General features: G+C 62.9%; 17 protein-coding genes. 7 read left to right on the forward strand and 10 right to left on the reverse strand.

Features of this window, described 5'->3' with window-relative positions:
- Positions 1-965 precede the first annotated feature (965 nt).
- Positions 966-2,159 (forward strand): glycosyltransferase, encoded by a 1,194-nt coding sequence (locus tag NCR35_RS25140; protein ID WP_250536635.1) that lies wholly within the window; start codon positions 966-968, stop codon positions 2,157-2,159.
- 271 nt (positions 2,160-2,430) lie between these two features.
- Here NCR35_RS25140 and NCR35_RS25145 read toward each other — a convergent pair whose 3' ends face one another.
- Together NCR35_RS25145 and NCR35_RS25150 are read right to left on the reverse strand one after the other, a co-directional pair.
- On the reverse strand, positions 2,431-3,255 hold the full coding sequence (locus tag NCR35_RS25145; protein ID WP_250536704.1) for an ATP-grasp fold amidoligase family protein: 825 nt from the start codon (positions 3,253-3,255) through the stop codon (positions 2,431-2,433).
- Positions 3,256-3,889: 634 nt separating this feature from the next.
- Positions 3,890-4,165 (reverse strand): YlcI/YnfO family protein, encoded by a 276-nt coding sequence (locus NCR35_RS25150; protein ID WP_250536636.1) that lies wholly within the window; start codon positions 4,163-4,165, stop codon positions 3,890-3,892.
- A 227-nt stretch (positions 4,166-4,392) separates the two neighbouring features.
- On the opposite strand from NCR35_RS25150, the gene NCR35_RS25155 reads away from it, so the two are divergent.
- Positions 4,393-4,542, forward strand: coding sequence for a hypothetical protein (locus NCR35_RS25155; protein ID WP_250536637.1), 150 nt, complete (start codon positions 4,393-4,395; stop codon positions 4,540-4,542).
- A 276-nt stretch (positions 4,543-4,818) separates the two neighbouring features.
- Here the strand turns inward: NCR35_RS25155 and flgM are convergent, their stop codons facing one another.
- The 6 genes from flgM to NCR35_RS25190 all read right to left on the reverse strand — a co-directional run bounded on the left by flgM (position 4,819) and on the right by NCR35_RS25190 (position 9,103).
- The gene (gene flgM / locus NCR35_RS25160; RefSeq protein ID WP_250536639.1) at positions 4,819-5,124 is read right to left on the reverse strand and encodes a flagellar biosynthesis anti-sigma factor FlgM; all 306 of its coding nucleotides are present in this window, start codon (positions 5,122-5,124) and stop codon (positions 4,819-4,821) included.
- A 167-nt stretch (positions 5,125-5,291) separates the two neighbouring features.
- Positions 5,292-5,735: a response regulator gene (locus NCR35_RS25165; protein ID WP_250536640.1), complete on the reverse strand. Its 444-nt coding sequence runs from the start codon at positions 5,733-5,735 to the stop codon at positions 5,292-5,294.
- A gap of 71 nt (positions 5,736-5,806) precedes the next feature.
- On the reverse strand, positions 5,807-5,971 hold the full coding sequence (locus NCR35_RS25170; RefSeq protein ID WP_250536641.1) for a hypothetical protein: 165 nt from the start codon (positions 5,969-5,971) through the stop codon (positions 5,807-5,809).
- A 124-nt stretch (positions 5,972-6,095) separates the two neighbouring features.
- Positions 6,096-7,796 carry a methyl-accepting chemotaxis protein gene (locus NCR35_RS29945; protein ID WP_284503296.1) on the reverse strand — a complete coding sequence of 567 codons (1,701 nt, stop codon included), beginning with the start codon at positions 7,794-7,796 and terminating at the stop codon, positions 6,096-6,098.
- Between the two features lie 432 nt (positions 7,797-8,228).
- Complete coding sequence (gene flhC, locus NCR35_RS25185) at positions 8,229-8,801, reverse strand: flagellar transcriptional regulator FlhC (RefSeq protein WP_250536642.1); 573 nt, start codon at positions 8,799-8,801, stop codon at positions 8,229-8,231.
- A 2-nt stretch (positions 8,802-8,803) separates the two neighbouring features.
- Positions 8,804-9,103, reverse strand: a complete 300-nt coding sequence (locus tag NCR35_RS25190; protein ID WP_250536644.1) for a flagellar transcriptional regulator FlhD — start codon at positions 9,101-9,103, stop codon at positions 8,804-8,806.
- Between the two features lie 801 nt (positions 9,104-9,904).
- On the opposite strand from NCR35_RS25190, the gene NCR35_RS25195 reads away from it, so the two are divergent.
- Both NCR35_RS25195 and NCR35_RS25200 read left to right on the forward strand, forming a co-directional pair.
- Entirely contained in the window at positions 9,905-10,204 is a 300-nt protein-coding gene (locus NCR35_RS25195) for a DUF4148 domain-containing protein (RefSeq protein ID WP_250536646.1), read from the forward strand.
- A gap of 84 nt (positions 10,205-10,288) precedes the next feature.
- Positions 10,289-11,398, forward strand: a complete 1,110-nt coding sequence (locus NCR35_RS25200) for a patatin-like phospholipase family protein (protein ID WP_250536648.1) — start codon at positions 10,289-10,291, stop codon at positions 11,396-11,398.
- 85 nt (positions 11,399-11,483) lie between these two features.
- Here NCR35_RS25200 and NCR35_RS25205 read toward each other — a convergent pair whose 3' ends face one another.
- Entirely contained in the window at positions 11,484-11,711 is a 228-nt protein-coding gene (locus NCR35_RS25205) for a hypothetical protein (RefSeq protein WP_244851376.1), read from the reverse strand.
- Between the two features lie 846 nt (positions 11,712-12,557).
- Between NCR35_RS25205 and NCR35_RS25210 the strand changes: the two genes are divergently transcribed.
- From NCR35_RS25210 to NCR35_RS25220, 3 genes are all read left to right on the forward strand, one after another.
- Positions 12,558-12,770 carry a hypothetical protein gene (locus tag NCR35_RS25210; protein ID WP_250536650.1) on the forward strand — a complete coding sequence of 71 codons (213 nt, stop codon included), beginning with the start codon at positions 12,558-12,560 and terminating at the stop codon, positions 12,768-12,770.
- A 372-nt stretch (positions 12,771-13,142) separates the two neighbouring features.
- On the forward strand, positions 13,143-13,586 hold the full coding sequence (locus NCR35_RS25215) for a phosphatase domain-containing protein (protein ID WP_250536651.1): 444 nt from the start codon (positions 13,143-13,145) through the stop codon (positions 13,584-13,586).
- Positions 13,587-13,713: 127 nt separating this feature from the next.
- Positions 13,714-15,111: a sensor domain-containing diguanylate cyclase gene (locus tag NCR35_RS25220; RefSeq protein WP_250536653.1), complete on the forward strand. Its 1,398-nt coding sequence runs from the start codon at positions 13,714-13,716 to the stop codon at positions 15,109-15,111.
- A 269-nt stretch (positions 15,112-15,380) separates the two neighbouring features.
- Here NCR35_RS25220 and NCR35_RS25225 read toward each other — a convergent pair whose 3' ends face one another.
- Positions 15,381-17,285, reverse strand: coding sequence for a hybrid sensor histidine kinase/response regulator (locus NCR35_RS25225; protein WP_250536655.1), 1,905 nt, complete (start codon positions 17,283-17,285; stop codon positions 15,381-15,383).
- Positions 17,286-17,340 lie beyond the last annotated feature (55 nt).

Consider the following 17,340-nt stretch of genomic DNA (forward strand, 5'->3'; position numbering starts at 1 on the left):
CTGAGTGCCAGCGGCCGGTGCAACCGGCGGGAGCTTGTGAACCGTCCCCACCGCACTGACGCGGCTTTCATGTCCGTCGCTGGCCCCGGGACTATGCGACGTTCGCACCCACGCGGAGATACCGATGACGATGCACATGCCGACGGCCAGCACTGCAATCGAACTCCGCTTGACAGCGAACGAGCTTGGCATCGAAAGCAACGTTGCCGATCTATCCGCGCTGCCTGACGCGGTTGCATCGTCCGTTTCATCACGGCGCATGCCGCCGACTTGCGATGAAGCGGCGCGCACCATCGAGCGTGCCGACTCGTCCATCCCGAAGAGCGAGGCCTGGGTTCGCGTCAGCACCGCTCCATGCCGGTCCGCGCCGCAATAAGGACACGATAAGTTATCCGCCGGCGATACGCTCTCGCAACGAGGACAAACGACGCAGTAAAGCGAGCGCAACTCTTCCCGCTGATTCATGGTCACATATCGGTTAGAGCGCCGTCTGCGACGCGTTGGTGCATCGGACTCGAAAACGATGTTGCAGACGACGAAACCACCGCACATCGAAATGGACCCGACCTTAGCACACCTATGCACAGTTAGGTAGAAGAGATTGCTTGGGCGATACAGCTGCCTTCGATCCTTCTTTCAGGCATTTTTTTCGGCAGACACCGGCTGCCGTTTTCCTTACACTGAGCGTCGTAGACGACAGTGCAACGACATGGCCTGAACGATGCTACAAGCCTTTCTACAGACAAACGGTGTTGTGACGCGTCGACGACCGCACATGACTTCAACGGTCCACGCGGTCTGCGCTGCTGCTAATAATTCATCCCTTTTTTGCCTAAGCTTCATGGGTGGCGTTCGTGACTCCTTAAGGGCGGCCCATTGCATTCAAGACGAATAGACATGCTCGGCGTTGTCGGCGGCAAGGCCATTAAGAAAGCGCGAGGACGCGCACAAAAAGGGAGAATGCCGTGAAGGTTGGGATCTATTGCGATTCGGGCATCAACGGCGGGCACGAGGAGATGCTCAAGCGCTTCATGGTTGCGCTCGTCGGAAACGCGCAGATCGACACCTTGTATATCCTCGCGCCGAAGCAGAACACCGCGCTGTATGGCTTCGTCGAAGACCTCGCGCGCGCTCATCCGAAAGTCCAGACAATTGGCTTGTCATATACAGCCGAATCGATACGCGGCAATCCGTTCGCGCTGCTTCGTGTGACACGCTCGACAAGCTCCGTTCTGCGCAGACTGAAACTCACGCGCCTGCTTATCGCACAGGGCACCATCGTTTCGGGCCTGGCCGGACTCTTCGCTGCACGGCTGACGCGTACGCGTTCGGTGAGCTATCTGCCGCTCGTCGGCGACGGTCCCGGCAGCGGCCGCCTGATCGACCGAATGAAATGGCTCGTGAAGCGCGGCGTTTATCGCATGCCGGACGAATTCATCACGCTCAACGAACATCTACGCGGCAAGCTGCGCGCGCTCGCGCCGAACGCCCGCACGACGATACTCGCGAACTGCGTGGACGACCGCTTCGCACGATCCACGCTCACGCAGTCGGCGGCCCGCGCCATGCTGGGCCTGCCGGACGACGGGACGACCATCATTGCGCATATCGGGCGAATCGACTTCACGCATAAGCGGCAAGACTTTCTGCTCGAAACGATAGAGCGGCACCCCGACGCCTTCGCGCGTACGATCGTGCTCATCGTCGGTGAAGGACCGGACGCGCAGCGCACGGCCGACCGGGTGCAGGCAAGCCCCATCTTGTCCGCGCACGTGCGCATGGTGGGCGCGCAGTCAGACGTGCTGCCCTATATCGCGGCGAGCGACACGCTGGTGTTGCCGTCTGCTTTCGAGGGCGTGCCGCTCGTCATGATCGAAGCCGTGCTCGCTGAGCGTCCCATCGTCGTATCGCGGGTGTCCGGACTCGATGCTTACCTTCCAGAGACGTTGCTGTTTCCTCCCGGCGATCACACGGCGTTCGTCAAACGCATCTTCGCGGCGCCCGAGGTGCCCATGGCTCCGCTCGCGGCCGAGTTCCGTCGCCGCTTCTCGCGTGAGACCTTCGAGGCACAGGCTCAACGGGCGATGACGCTACCGCTTCCATCGCGGGATACGTTCGACGCTGCGTCGCCCCCGCGCTCGGACGTGCTGGAAAAATAGCGTCCGGCCTGTTCTTTGAATCGGTCAGGTGTTTCCGGAACTCAGCGGCCATCGTATGGGCTGAGTCGTTATTCTCAGCCTTGCGTCGCTGATTCGCGCTGCGGCTGAAGAGAGTGAGTTTGGCTGGTTGGCGTCGGTGCTTCGTTTGTCGTCGTCGCTTTCCCAACGCGCGACGCGCGACGGACCGATCATCACGCACCGCATTCATGCGGGGCCGCCGCGGACGTCGGTCTCGCAGGCACTGCGCGCGCCGTTGCGGCGCGCGGCGAGGTTACGCTCCGGCGTGCAGCGGCCGGCGCGTCATTTGCAGAAGCCGGCCCCATTCATAGTCGACGCTTTCAGGAAGCATCCGCAAAACTCCCGCGCCCGGCGTGAACGTTAGTTCACCGAAGAAAATGTCATCGTTGCGCGAATACAGATCGACACGCACGTATTCGAAGTCTTTCGCGAGCGCGTTGGCCACTTCGAGCAACGCGTCGAGATTCTTGGGGCGAGGAACAGGCGTCTCGCTGCGGGCGTACGCGCCGAACGTGATGTCCTGCACGTTCCAGTCGACGTCGAAGATGTCGCCGCGCGGGGTCTCTCCGAAGCGGTCGGAGATCACCATGATGTAGATGGTCTGCTTGCCCGATTTCTCGTTGAACACGTGAAACTTCAGGTCGGCGGGCACGACGCCGTCGTCGTCCAGAAGCAGCGTTTCGAAATACACACGCGGCTTGATCGCGCGATAGTGCCGCTCCCGCGCAATCTTGTAGAAGTCCGTCTCGAGCCACTCTTGCGCAAGCGCCGCGAGTTCTTCGAACGTCGTATCCTTCTTGTTCCGCACGACCTTCACGAAGCCGCTGCCGTGGTTGGCCTTCATCACGAACTCGTTGGGCAACTGGTCGAAGACGGTCTTGGTGAATACGGCGGGTTCGGCGATCAACGGGATCAGATACTGCGGGCCGATCTTTTGAGCGATGAAGTCGCGCACAGCGAGCTTGTCGCTGAGATCCACGTAGCGCGGATCCGGGTGCAGGCAGCGGCTGAGGATCTGTTCGTTGAAGGTGAGCGGACGCTTGAGATTGGGAAATCGCCCGATTCTGCGGCGATGCACGAAGCTCAAGAAGACGTCGTCGGGCAGAAAGACTTTAGCGCTGTCAATGAGCCTTTTCGAAAGCGACATCCGGTTACCCCCTGTAAATGTCATGTAATGTTTAGGCGCGATTCGCGGCCCACGGTGGCGGGCGCCTCGGGCTTTTTCACCGGTTAGGTGTATCCCGAAATCGTCCCAAAGGCAGTGGTCCGGCCACCGTGCGGAACCGTACACAGCACCCCAGAAACGGTTGCCTGCGGATTTTGCTTGTATTAGCCGCATCATTTCGCCGCAGCATGGAGCAAGACCGATTCCTGCTGAATGTATTGAGTCGATCGGCGTCCGGGAAGGGGGGTATCCGGTGCGTCTGCCCGAAAGACGTACAGCGACTCACGCCTTACGGCGAAAGACGCGCGCTGCGTGACTGCGTCCGACGTCTTCGTCGAACCGCAGCGTTTGAATCATCGACTGGCAAATATCGGGCGGCTGCGCACATAGGAAAATAGCGCGCCACCCATTACCTTTTTTCGAAAGCGACTTAAGCGAGTTCTAGCGTATCGGTTTCGGGCGACCTGCTTGAAACGCAAATCATTCTCGACGGTCGCTTTCATTTCGGGAAAGCAAATCAGCGAGGAAACGGCGCGACACGGTGCGTCTAGCCCGCTTTCTCTTCAGACAGATCGCCGAACAAGTCAGGCGTCGCTCCGGGCACGGGTTGCCGCGCCTGCAGATTGCCGCCCCGTACTTCTTCGAGCACAGCGGGAGGAAGCCAGAGGTCTTCCATTGCGCCAATGCCGCGTTCGATCATCTGCTGCAAAAAGAATGATTGCTTGCGTCCCGTTACTTCCGCCAGTAGCCGCAACCGCTGCTCGATTGCTGGCTCGACTCGTACCGCGACCACCTTCAACTTGTTTTCGGCGGTCCTTCTCAACTTCTGCTCCTTCGTGGCAACGAACCCGTTCCTTACACGCGCCGCACAGCTGCGAACGCAGCGGTGCTTCTACCATGGCTCGCGAGGGCGTTGCAATCCTTTTTCGATGCAACTGGTTCATTGCTCGACGAAAAACCGCGCAATGCTACTAGGTGACGGCGCGCGGCAAGCGCCCGCCTGGACTGCGGTGTTAAGAAGTTCCCTGTGTACAGCGGAGCGCCTTGCGTATGGTCCGCGCCATCATGCCAGCCGCGCTGCCGGTGTACTTGCGACCGCAATGGACCGCAGGTACGGCGTCAGCAGGAAAAGCGCGCCCGCGCGAGATCCTCGTGACCGCCATGGTGATCGCCAATGCTAAAATGATTCGTGGTACGTAGTTTTGTTCTGGAATCGACCGCGGCCTTAGAACCGGTGGACGTCGAAGGGAGAAACTCGTTCGCGACGGCTCGCGTGGCGTCGTCGCGACAATGCGGAGAAGAGCGTGCTGGCTAGCGTTCGTCCGGGCGCTGTGACGACCAGACGACGATGTTATGGCCGTAGCTGCACCGCGAAGCTAATCGCTAGCCGCTGTGGAAACTTGGTCGATACCGGAGCGGCGGCGGCGGATGCCACCGCCCAGCGATTATTTAAACTGCGGGCGGTTCAACGTCCGCTTAACGCGAAGTCGCGCGCAGGAGATCTCGCGCCGTGCCCAGCATGCCGTCGGCGATGGCGGACGAGTCGATCTTATAGCTACCGTCTTTCAATGCGGCCTTGATGGATTCCACCTTGGCAGTATCGATGTCCGACGCGTGGGAAGAGAACGCCGCACTCGAAGACAGGCTGATAGCCGAGCCGTCGCTCGCGGCGGGCGCGACCTGTTGCGCGCTGCTGGCGCTCGGCTTCGTGCCGGTGCCCGCCGCGCGCTTAACGGTGATCTGGGTCGAGGAATCTGCGCTTTTGATGGTCTGAATGTTCATGGTTTCGGTTCTCGCTGGCTTTATTGCTTAACGGTGCCTGCGTTGAAACCTTTACCATCCGACGCTTCATGCGGTCGGCCGATCGCCCCGGGAATCGCCCGAAAGCCTTATCCGACAAGGCTTCCGGCAAATTGCAACAGTTTGCAACAAAGTGTAAAAGACGCCGTTCACGCGTTCATGAAGACGGCGCCGAAGACGGACGCGCTGCGGTCGGTCGGCGCGCTTGCCTGCTGGAGCGGCGCAATCTGAGCCAGCTTGTCGGCGAGCGCAGCTTCGGAGAACGGCTTCACCACATAGCCGCTCGCACCCGCGCGGATCGCCGCGATCACGTTTTCGCGCCGGGTCTCGGCGGTCACCATCAGAACCGGAACGTCGGCGTGCTCCTCGGACTTGCGAATCTCCTGGAGTAGAGTCAGCCCGTCCATGTTCGGCATGTTCCAGTCCGTGATGACGAGATCGAACCGCTGCGTCTTGAGTTTCTCGAGGGCCGACACGCCATCGACTGCTTCGTCGATCAGCGTATAGCCGATCGCCTTCAGCATCTTTCGAATCAAACTGCGCATGGTGGTCAAGTCATCGACTACCAGCAAACGCATTTCCGTTTTAACCATCTGTCAATCCTTTCTCTCTTTTCTTTCCTGCGCATCGCCCACTGCACGCAGCCATGCGCAGCGCTAGCTCACTACGCGCTCGGGCAACGCGAGGTATCGCCCGGCGGACCGCCACTCGACCGAAGGAATTCGTCCAGCTCGAAACAAGCCTTGACGACCGCCTCGATCGCCTCTTGTGCGATATCGTTTTCCATCGCCGCCAGCCGACGGCGAAGTTCATGCAGTTGCTTGACCATGTCACCCACCTCATTCCGGACAAGAAACTCGCCCTGCGATTCTCCGTGGCAAGGCGAATCTCCGTGATTCGGCGCCTCTTGACTCGCGCGCCGGTTTGTCAGCCGCATGGCGACACCTTCCGACTCAGAACGTCGACCAGTCGCCGTCAGCGGCTGCCGCGACCGCTACCGGCGGCGCGACCACGGGCTTCGTCGCATGCGTCGCCGAGGGCGTTCTCTTAGTGACGGACGCTTGCGTCGGCTTCTGTTCGTAGCCGCCGGCCGCCGGCGCGTTTAAGGACTGCGCCGTGCGGAACACAGCGACCGCTGCGGTCAGATGCTTCGCCTGATCCTCCATGGAGCCGGCCGCTGCCGCCGCTTCTTCGACGAGCGCCGCGTTTTGCTGCGTGACCTCGTCCATCTGCGAGATGGCCTGATTCACCTGTTCGATGCCGCGGCTCTGTTCGTTCGAGGCCGATGCGATCTCGCCCATGATGTCGGTGACGCGCTTGATCGCGGTGCCGACGCGCTGCATCGTGTCGCCCGCCCTCGCCACCAGCTCGGTTCCGGCCTGAACACGGCTGCCCGAGGTCTCGATCAATTCCTTGATTTCCTTCGCCGCAGCCGACGACCGCTGCGCGAGGCTGCGCACTTCGCTTGCCACGACGGCGAAGCCCCGGCCTTGCTCACCGGCTCGTGCGGCTTCGACCGCCGCGTTGAGCGCGAGGATGTTCGTCTGGAACGCGATGCCTTCGATCATGCCGATGATCTCGGCGATCCTCGCGGAGCTGTCTTCGATGCCGGTCATCGTCTCGACGACCTGGCTGACGATGGCGCTGCCTTCGTTGGCGACGGTACTCGCGTTGTCGGCGAGACCACTGGCCTGTCGCGCGTTCTCGGCGTTCTGCTTGACGGTCGCGGTCAGCTCTTCCATGCTCGCTGCGGTTTCCTCGAGAGAGGCGGCCTGCTGTTCCGTGCGCGACGACAAGTCCGTGCTGCCCGCGGCAATCTCGCCCGACGCCGTTCGAATGACATCGACGGACTCCTTGATGCCATTCGCAAGCGACGAGAGCTTCGCGAACGCGGCTCGCACCGCCACCATCAACGTCGCGAGTTCATCGCGGCCGACGACCTCGACGCGGTGCGTCAGATCGCCCTGCTCCAGTGCCTTCATTGCCGCCAGCGCGTCAGCCAGGGGCTTGGTCACGGATCGCGTGATGACCAGCATCGCGGCGATCGCCACCAGCACCGCCGCTATCGTCGATGCGAAGGACAGCGCGACCGCTCGGTCATAGGCGGCGTGCGCGTGCTTCGCCGACTCGTCGGCCAGCTCGAACTGATGCGCGACGAGCGCGTCCAGCGCCGTGAAATATTTGGCCTGCGCGGTCGCAACCGGTCCCGCGAGTTGCGCGCGGGCGTCTTCGATCTGCCCCGCCGTCAGTAGCTTGACCGCTTCCTGGCGGGCTGCGGTGTTCGCGGCGCGCGCCTCGACGAGCGCATTGAAAAGCTCGCGCCCGCGCGCCGACGTAATCATGCGGTCCACTTTTTCGAGCCGCTGCGAGGTTGCTTTGGTTGCTTCGAGCACGCCGGCTTGCATGGCGGCGACGTCCTCCGGCTTTCCGGTGATCGCGGCGCGCTGCAGCCGAAGCACGGTCTGGCTCGCGGCATCCTTCGCTCTGCTAACTTCTGCGGCCTTGACCATCCGGTCATCGGTAATGAGCGTGATCTCGCTATCGAGACCGCGCATATTGAGGAAGTTGATCGTCGCGATGAGCACGAGCAGCGCGACGACGACGCCGAAGCCGATGGTCAGCCGTGCGCCGACCTTGAAGTTGTGCAGGTTCATTTTGGATTCCGGGGACCGGTTATTCAGGACGTGTTTTCGGAAGGCGCTTGCTAACTGCTGCGTAGCGCGGCCGGTCGCCGGTTGCTGGGTTCCTGCAGGGATCGCCTGTCGGAATTGAATCGCTGGTTACTGTCGCCTTCCTTTCTCAGTATCGGCAGAAAGGATGAAAGCTTTACGTCAAGTTTGCTGCGCCCGGGCGCGCATATCGGCATGGATGACCGAACGGCTCGCTTGTCGCGACTTTGCTGGTCTTGGTGATGGGTGATCGCGGCACTTGCCTGCTTGGCTGCGTCGCTCAAGGGCTCAGTGGAAGAAGCGTTAGTCGTGCGCGTTGAAAAGGGAGATCGCGGCTGCCTTCGACAGAACCGCCTCAGCGATGCAAGCGCACAGCGGTCCGCCAACAAGCGATCAGCGGCCGAAGTGCGTCATGCGTCAAGCTGCCTGCAACGCCGCGCTTTGCGCGCGCGCGGCCTTCGCCTTCGTCTTGCCTGCGCGCGACGGCGGCTGACAGATGCCGCAGATCATGCCGTGCGTCGGTTCGTGCGCGTGCGCGACGAACTTGCCTCGGCAGCGCGTGCAGCCCGCGAGGCGCAAGATCCCGGCTTCCTTGAAGCGCACGAACGTCCAGGCGCGCGTCAGGTCCATCTGCAGTGCTTCGCCGTTGAGCGTGAAGTGCTCGGCGTACAGCGCGTACGCGCGGCTCAACAGATCGACGCGGTCGAGGTTCGTGCTGTTTTGCTCGAGAAACGCATAGACGTTGGCGAACATCGATGCGTGAATGTTCGGCCCCCACGTCAGGTACCAGTCTTCCGAGAACGGCAGCATGCCCTTGGGCGGCGAAGCGCCCTTCACTTCCCGATAAAGACGAATCAGACGATCGCGCGAGAGCTTCGGAAATTCCGATTCCAGCACCTGCATGCGCGCGCCCAGCTTGATGAGCGTGATGGCGCGCAGAACCTGTGCGGCTTCATCGGCGAGGCTCTTCGAAGTCGTGGTCGTGCTCATGGTCAGGCGGCGATGAGAGCGGCGGTGGACAGGGCCGAGACCGGCGCATCGATACTGCGGCTCGCGAGGCCACCGAGCATTTCGTCCGCGCTCATGCGGAAGAAACACAGCAGTTGCGACGACGAAGCGAGCTTGTCCGTTTGCGCCGGCGAGAGGTTCAGAAGCGTATCGGCGATTTCCGCCGACAGGCCGAGATGCGCCTGCGCAGCTTCCCGGTCGGAGGCCAACACGCGCCGCGCGAGCGTCAAGTAAGACAGGTTCAACTCGCGGATGGACGAAAGGTCTGGGCTGGCGTGTGTCATGGCTGGCGTACCGAGGTAACTGTGACCGGGTTATGCGTCTTGGGGCGCCGTGACTCACAGCGCGAAGCAATTGTCTGGCTAATCGCAGCGATCTGCAACAAAAAGTTACAGTGGCAAACGTTCGCGAAGGGCCGTTTCGCGGTTGCAAACGTTATCTGCTGAGGAATTGTCTCGCGGCCGACGCTTCGCTAATCGTATGAAATTCGATTTCTTACGAAATTTAGCCCCGAAACTTCGGTTCCTTTGCGCCGATATAGTGTTTTATTCTAATAATTGCGACTACGCAGTCATCGGCAATATTTGCGTCGTTACGGTTTTACCGCGGCTATTACACGACAGTGTTACCACCGCTTACGCTTTTCGTAACAATGTGCTTGCCGGAATGCAGCTTGTTCGGCGACCTCGCCTCGACAGCGCCCGACCGAAAACTGAGGCAAGTCGACGAGCGCACGAGACCGAAGTCGTCATCCGACCGAACGTGCCGCTCGTCGTGTGACTCGATGCTCGTACCAGTTGCTAGCAACGACGCTAGTCGCAGCGCGACCGCACTTGGCCAAAGCGCGGCTTACCGGCCGGAACGCTGCTTGCTCGGTGGTCGTGAGACCATAAGGAGACGACCATGCCGGACCAGCGGAAGCCGGGCGGGAACGATAAAGCACGCAGCGCCACGCCCCGCCGAGCGCCTTCCGCGCCACGCTACAAAGAAGACAAACGGGCTTACGCGGCCACGCATTCCCCAGAGAACTCCCAACCGGAGCGCGGCAACTAGCCGGCCGAATGAGCATCATGCGCGAGATTCGGATGAAGGCTTCGTCAGCATCGGCGGCGCTTGTCCTGCTTGCCGGGTGCGTCGCGGGCAGCATGCCTCCTCCGGGCCGGCATCTCACGGACACGGAGTGCCGCGATCTGGCCGCGCTCAGGAAGAACGCGGGTCCGACGACGATGGCACAGCACCAAGTGGAACTCGGGGCGTTGCGCAAGGCCGGCTACGACCCGTCTCCCTTCTACGACGATCCCTACTACCCCTACGATTTGCAGCAGGCTCAGCGCCTCGTCGACTATTGGTTCCAGACGGAATGCCCGCCCGTTCTGGCGCAGTGACGACGGCCGCCCGACGCGGCGTCGCAATTCCATAAGAGCACATGCCCGCGGGGATGCCAAAGCGCCGCGGCAACTGGAGAACGTATGGCGCAACAAGACAACGGCGCGGACAAGCGCCCACGCATCGCGCTCGCGCTGCAAGGCGGCGGCGCGATCGGCGCATTTCAGGCGGGCGTTCTGGAGGCATTGCACGACGCGAACATCGAGATCGACGCGTGCTGCGGATCGTCGATCGGCGCCATCAACGCCGCGATCTTCTTCGGCAACGCGCCGGAGAATCGCATCGATCGGCTGAGGCGGTTCTACCGTCGCGTGTCGGTTCCGGGCACGACGCTGCGCGACCGGATGGCGTCGTTGATCGGAGGACTGGCATTCGCGAACGACGACTTTCGCCGCATGCTGGCCGAAGCCGACCAGAGTTACGCGATCAGCGCGGGCCTGCCGGGTTTCTTCACCCGACGTCTTGCGGTCCCCTGGACGACCGGCAGCGAAGCGCCCGAACTCGCGAGCATCATGGATATGCGCCCGCTCTACCAGACGCTCGCCAGCCTCTGCGATTTCGACGCACTCAACCGCAGCGCGACGCACGTCAGTGTCATCGCAGCGAACGTCGCGACCGGCGAGCCGCATTACTTCGATAATCGCAGTGACGGTCTAGAAGCACCGATGATCGTCGCGTCGGGCTCGCTGCCCCCGTGGTTCGCAGCCGTGCAGATCGGCGACGCGTGGTACTGGGACGGCTCGCTCGTATCTGCCGCGCCGCTGCAACGTATCGTCGACACGGCGCCTGCGGATGTCGAGACGGTCATCTTCCGTGCGGACTTATGGACTCCGGAGGGCCCGGTGCCGGACAATCTGACCGACGCCGAGATCCGGCAGAAGAACATCGAGCATGGCAGTCGCGCGGCTGCCTTCCATCTGGCGTTCGACGAATCGCAGCGCCTGAGGGCCCTTCTCGCCCATGCGCTCGAATGTATTCCGGCGGCGCAACGTCAATCCGATCCGGAACTGATGAATGCAGCGGCGCTTGCGGGCGCGCGGCCGGTCCGCATCGTCCCGGTCGACTACGCGTTTTCCCAGCGCGAGTGGCACTACAAGGACGGACAGTTCACCGCAGCGGCGATCGAAACGCACTGGGCCCACGGGCGAGAGGCAGCGCAAGCGGCGCTCGCCGGTATCGATAAGCGGGATTGAAGCCGCGTCGCTACATCGACGATTCGACAAGCGCGATTTGCCGAAAGGCCAAGGCGTTCGCCCCCTCGCCGGCTGCTATGACGCCTTACGCGTGCACCCGAAACGGCGGCAGCGGCATCTCGTCGCCCTCTAGGAAAGCGGTCGCGCACCGAACGGCGAAGTTGATGGCGCCCTCTTCGTTGGCGAACATCCCTAGCTTTCCCAGCGATGTGGCGTGGCCGTCTTCTTCGAGCACTGCGACAGAGGCCACGAAGCCATTGCCGGCCTGGGTGATACGCGGCTCGAAGGCCGCGCCGCGGTGATAGATGATCATGTTCGTCTCTCTCAGGTTCGGTCCAGTCAGTCCACGGCTTGTCCTCGAAGAAGCCGTGCCGTTCACTGTCTGAACGTCTTTGTAATAAGGGCCAGCGGAAGACCGCCTTGCGGCCGCCGTCTAACCTTTGTCAAACCGTGAGAAGAATAATAAACCGTCGCCTCGATCGCACCGGTTTTAACAAACAGTAACGTATCTGCAATGAGCTCTTAAGATAGACGATTGGAAGCGGGTTCCGAATGCTGCGCGAAAAGACAAAGCCCCGACCAACGTTCGATGGCCGGGGCTTGCGCTTACGACGGTATTGCGATGGAAACAACGACTGCCTTAACAGCTTGCGCCTCGAGACTGCTCTCTCGGTACTGCGCGACTCTGAACCGCTACTGCGACATCCGCTGCATCCGGTAAGTTTGAGGTAGGCCGGTTCGCTCGGTACGTTCGTTTCGCGATTCATGGCGCTTGATTGCTCGCCATGGAAAGCAGTGTATGCGTCATCGGACAGTGAGCATCCGATGAAAAAGCGGTGAAAACGCTGTCTTCCCGGCCGAATGCTTTTTCTCTCGCTGCCGATAAAGACGGCGGTCGGCACCCGGACGTGAGCACCCTCAGTTTGCGAGAAACATAGCGGCAAGTGCGTGACCGGACGCGCCCGCGCAGTCGTCGCATTTTCGCGGCGCCGTCATAAATCTTCGTTCTAATACGGCTCGTCGCGGTCTCGCCCATCGGTGGGACCGTCGATTGCGAGGCTCTACCGCCGCGACGAAATCGGACACCGCGTGATGCCGTCCGCTTAGGGCCGGTCAACCAAGGACAATAGAAGCGATGAACATTGCAACGAAGTGCATAGTGACGACTGCCCTCGCATGGGGCCTCTCCACCGCCGCGCTCGCTCAGGGCAATGCCGGCGGCATACCCGGCGGTAACGGCGCCGGCCGCGGCGGTGTCGGCGTCGGCACGCCCAACGGCAACGGCGAAACCGGCACGCCTGCCGGTCCCACGGGAAAACACTCGACGCTTCATCTGAAGCACCGCCATCACAAGCACAAGCCGACGAATTGATCCGCTGACGCCAGCTTGCCGCTTCGCTTCCGCGGCGCTCGCGTGAACCGTTGAGGTATCGGCAACGGGCGATGGTCTCGCCCGCCGCCCACGGTTCATCGATCAGCGCGGCTGGCCGCACGCGCGCAGTTCCGCGCCGACGCGTGCCGCGCTCGACAGACCGCTATCGTTCGACATCACCACTTCCCCGCGCAGCGAACGTCGCCCAACTCGCGATGGCGACCCGCCTCCGCTCGCGCAGTTCGTGCGACCGTGCCCGCCCGCCGGGCCGACGCGTCGCTCCCTGCCGCGCGACAGTCGCCTTCCATGGCCGCGAGCCACACGTCTGCCGACCACGCACGTTCTCTGCTCCTCCGAAAGCGGAGGTGTCTCATGCGCGACATTGTGCTATTCGACCTGGACGGGACCATCGGGCTAATTCAACACCGGGTCCACCACATCAGCGGAAAACGGCGCAACTGGCCGGCTTTCTTCGCCGCATGTGGCGACGATCTGCCGAACGTGCCGGTGATCGAAACCCTGCATACGCACGCAGCCCGGCATCGCATCTGGATCGCGTCGGGCCGCAGCGACGAGGTGCGCGCCGAGACGGAAGCGTGGCTCGATCTATATGTGGGGATGCAGCACATCGACACGCTGCTGATGCGCCGCGCTGGAGACCGGCAGGCCGACGACCGGCTCAAGCGCGGATGGCTGCACAACGGCTCCATCCCGCGCGAAAGGGTCCTGTGCGTCTACGATGACCGGCAGCGAGTGGTCGATATGTGGCGATCCGAAGGCCTTGCATGCTTTCAGGTTGCGCCGGGAGACTTCTGATCACGAACAAGCGGCTGCCGACGTCCGGAAAGTTCTGCTGTGCGAAAACTTTCACTAAAGATATGCCGACAATTGCCGTATTCCGATTGTCGCTCGGCGTCGATGCCGGCCACACCGAGGATTCGCAGTGCAAACATCGCTCATTCATCTGCCATCGACGTCGAAGGACCGCCTCGCAGCGGCCGTCACCGCCGCCATCGCACTGATCGGCGCTTTCATGGTATGGCCGTACGCCAGGCAGCCCGGCCCGGTCGTCGTTCCCTTTCTGCCGATCTTCGCGACCTGGGTCACCTTGACGGAAGGTCTCACCGCCTTTTTGCTGTGGACCCAGTACCGCATCTCCGGGCGTCTTCTGTTCGCGACGCTCAGCGGTGCGTACGCGTTCGTCAGCCTGATTGCGGCCGTCCAGTTGCTCGTCTTTCCCGGCGTTTTTTCGCCGGGCGGCCTGCTGGGCGCCGGTGCGCAAACCGCCGTCTGGATCTGGGTCTTCTGGCATGGCGGCTTTCCCGCCCTCGTCACCGTGTCGCTGGCTGCGCGCTCCTGCGCGCCGAGCGTGCGCAATCGCGCGCCGGGACACGTGGCCCTCTTCGGCGCGCTCGCGCTCGCCTTCGGTTGCGCGGCGCTGGCCATCATGGGCAAAGACATCCTGCCGGTCATGGTGGCGTCGGGCGGCTCGTATTCGGGCCTGTCGAGCAGTCCCGCTGCCTTGATCGTCGAGGCCACGTGTCTCGCGGCGCTCGGCCTGCATGTTTCGACCACGCGGCTGCGCTCGTTGATGGACCTATGGCTCGCCGTCGCGTTGCTGGCGGCGCTCATCGACGTGACGCTCACGCTGTCTGCCGGCGCGCGCTACAGCGTCGGCTGGTACGCGGCCCGGGTCGCCTCGATGTTGTCGTCCAGCGCGGTTCTCGGGATGCTGATCTACGAGACGAGCGGGCTCTACCGCAAGCTGACCGATGCGCATGTGAAGCTGATCGAGAGTTCCGCGCGCGACGGGCTGACGGGCGTTTTCAACCGCGCCTATTTCGACGAGCGGTACAGCCACGAGCATGCGCTCGCCGCCTCGTCCGGCTATTCGCTTTGCGTGCTGCTGATCGACGTCGACAACTTCAAGGCGTACAACGACACCTTCGGGCACCTGGCCGGCGATGATTGCCTGAGGAACGTCGCTCACGCGCTGACCGGGACGCTGACGCGCACGGGCGGCTTCGTTGCCCGATACGGCGGCGAGGAATTCGTCGTGGTGCTCCCGGCTTGCGACGCGGCGGCGGGTCTCGCGGTCGCCGAGACGCTCCGCGCAGCCGTCGAGCAGGCAGCGTTGCCCGCGCCGAGGGCCGGCGCGGTGGTCACCATCTCGGTCGGTCACGCGTGCCGGGACGCCGCGTCGCGGCAGACGGCGAAGGCGCTGCTCGAAGCTGCCGACGCGGCGCTGTATGCGGCGAAGGCAGGCGGCAGGAACCGCGTTGCCAGCGCACGTCCCGATAAGCCGAGTGGCGGTCTCGTTCGACAGACTTCGGCGTCCTGAGCGGGACGCGCGTTCTGACGATCTATGAGGAACCGTCGCGATCCGTCGATTCATCGAACGACACGCCGGAGCCCACTCGCGCATAACCGCTCCCTGGGACTCATGCGCCGGGCATCACGCGTCGCAAGCCGCTCCCGCGCTGCGAGATCTTCCAGCGCGACGAATGCGCTTTCTGAACAGCCTGCTGCCGAATCTCGGCGCGGCATCTTCGTCGATGCTTCCCGCCCTTCGACACTGACAGTCCCTCTCCGGCGCGAAGACACGTCCTACTAACCCGCGGTGACGGCGCTCCCGATCGCGAGATTGAGTTGCGCCACATCCACCGGCTTCGTGAAGTGATAGTCGAAGCCGGCGTCGGCGGTGCGCGCGCGGTCCTGAGGCTGCCCCCATCCGGTGATCGCGATGAGCGTGACGTTCGTCGTCGACGGTCTGGACCTGATGCATTGTGCAACCTCGATCCCGCTCATGCCCGGCAAGCCGAGGTCGAGCAGGATCACTTCGGGCGTGTAGTGGCTCAGTATGTCGACCGCCTCCTCGCCGGAGTAGACGGTCCGCACTTCGTGTCCTTCGAGTTCGAGGAGCGCGGTGAGCGCGTCGGCCGCATCGACGTTGTCATCCACGACGAGAATGCGATGCTTCTCGATCTCGGCGGGAACGGCGGGCATGTCGCGCGCCGGAGCGGGCGGCGGCACCACGCGGCACTGCGCCGGAAGATGAACGGAGAAGCAGCTCCCCTGATCCTTGCCGGCGCTCGTTGCGGTGAGCCTGCCTCCGTGCAGTTCGATCAGCGATTTCGACAGCGCGAGTCCGATGCCGAGGCCGCCCTGCCGATGATGATCGCGATGCACTTGCGAGAACATCGAGAAGATGGCCGACAGCTTGTCGGGATCGATACCGATGCCGTTGTCCGCCACCGACAGCACGATCTCGGCGTCGTCTGCCTTCGCCGTCAGTTCGATGCGCCCGCCGGATGGCGTGTATTTCGCGGCGTTCGTCAACAAGTTGGCCAATACCTGCGCGATTCGCAGGCGGTCCGCCTCGATGTGCAACGGCCGCGAGGGCAGCTTGACGACAAGGTCGTGACCTTTGCCCTCCAGCATCGGCCTTGCGGTCTCCACGGCGTCCTCGACGACATCCCTCAGCGCCACGGGTTCCTTGCGAAGCGTCAGCGCGCCGCGCGTGATGCGTGACACATCGAGCAGGTCGTCCAGCAAGAGCGCCATGGCGGCCGACTGTCGGCGCAGCACCGTGATGCACCACTTGCGGCGCTCGTCGGTCAGGTGAGGCTGTTCCAGAATCTCGGCGACCTGCCGGATGGGAGCCAGCGGGTTGCGCAACTCGTGAGCAAGCGTGGCAAGAAATTCGTCCTTGCGCCGGTCCGCTTCGGAAAGGGCCTGCTCGGCGCGCACGCGCGGCGTCACGTCGCCGAACCAGGCGACCACCGAGCCGTTGAGCGAAGCCGCCACGACGTGGAACCACTGCTCGCCGTGCTCTCCGTGAACGCGTATGTCGAAGGCATCGCGGCCCTCGCCTTCCGCCAACGGCGCGAGCCGCTTCAGGAGCACGTCGGCGTCCCAACCGTGCGGACGCACGTACGTCGTGGAAGTGCCGATGACCACCGCCGTCGCCCGATTGAACAAGTGCGCGGCCGCATCGTTGAGGTAGTCCCACCGAAGTTCGGTCACGCGGCCGTTATGCACGACCGGCGTGAGGATGAAGAACGGCACGCCCGCGCTATTGAGCGCCACGTCGAACCGGTGCCGCGCATCGCGTTCGAGCTGCAACAGGCGCTCGGCCGTCTCCTGCGAAGCGGCTTCCGCCCTGCCGGCCCGTCGCGCGACCTTCGCTAACTGCTGGCCCGAGGCGACGAGAAGTGCGCCGACCACGACGAAAGCCAGCAGCACGATCTGGTCGCCGTGCGCCTCGACACCCAGTCTGCCGACAGGCTTCATCCACAATGCGCCGTACACCGTGCCGACGGCCAGAAGGATCACACCCGACCAGCCGCCGAACAGCACCGTGAGCAAAGGAAGCGACGCGCTGATGAGAAGAAACGTCAGCCGCCCGTGAGCCACCAAGGTGAGAACCTGCTGCGCCACCAGAATAACGGCGGTGGACGCGATCCCGAACAGCAGGCGCTTGCCCGGCGGATACTGCGCGATTCGAACAATCATGGTCGGCAACTCGTCTGTCTGGTTGAACCTTTCGCCTGCATTATGCATTCCTCCT

The organism is Caballeronia sp. AZ10_KS36, from assembly GCF_023631105.1.
GTDB lineage: Bacteria > Pseudomonadota > Gammaproteobacteria > Burkholderiales > Burkholderiaceae > Caballeronia.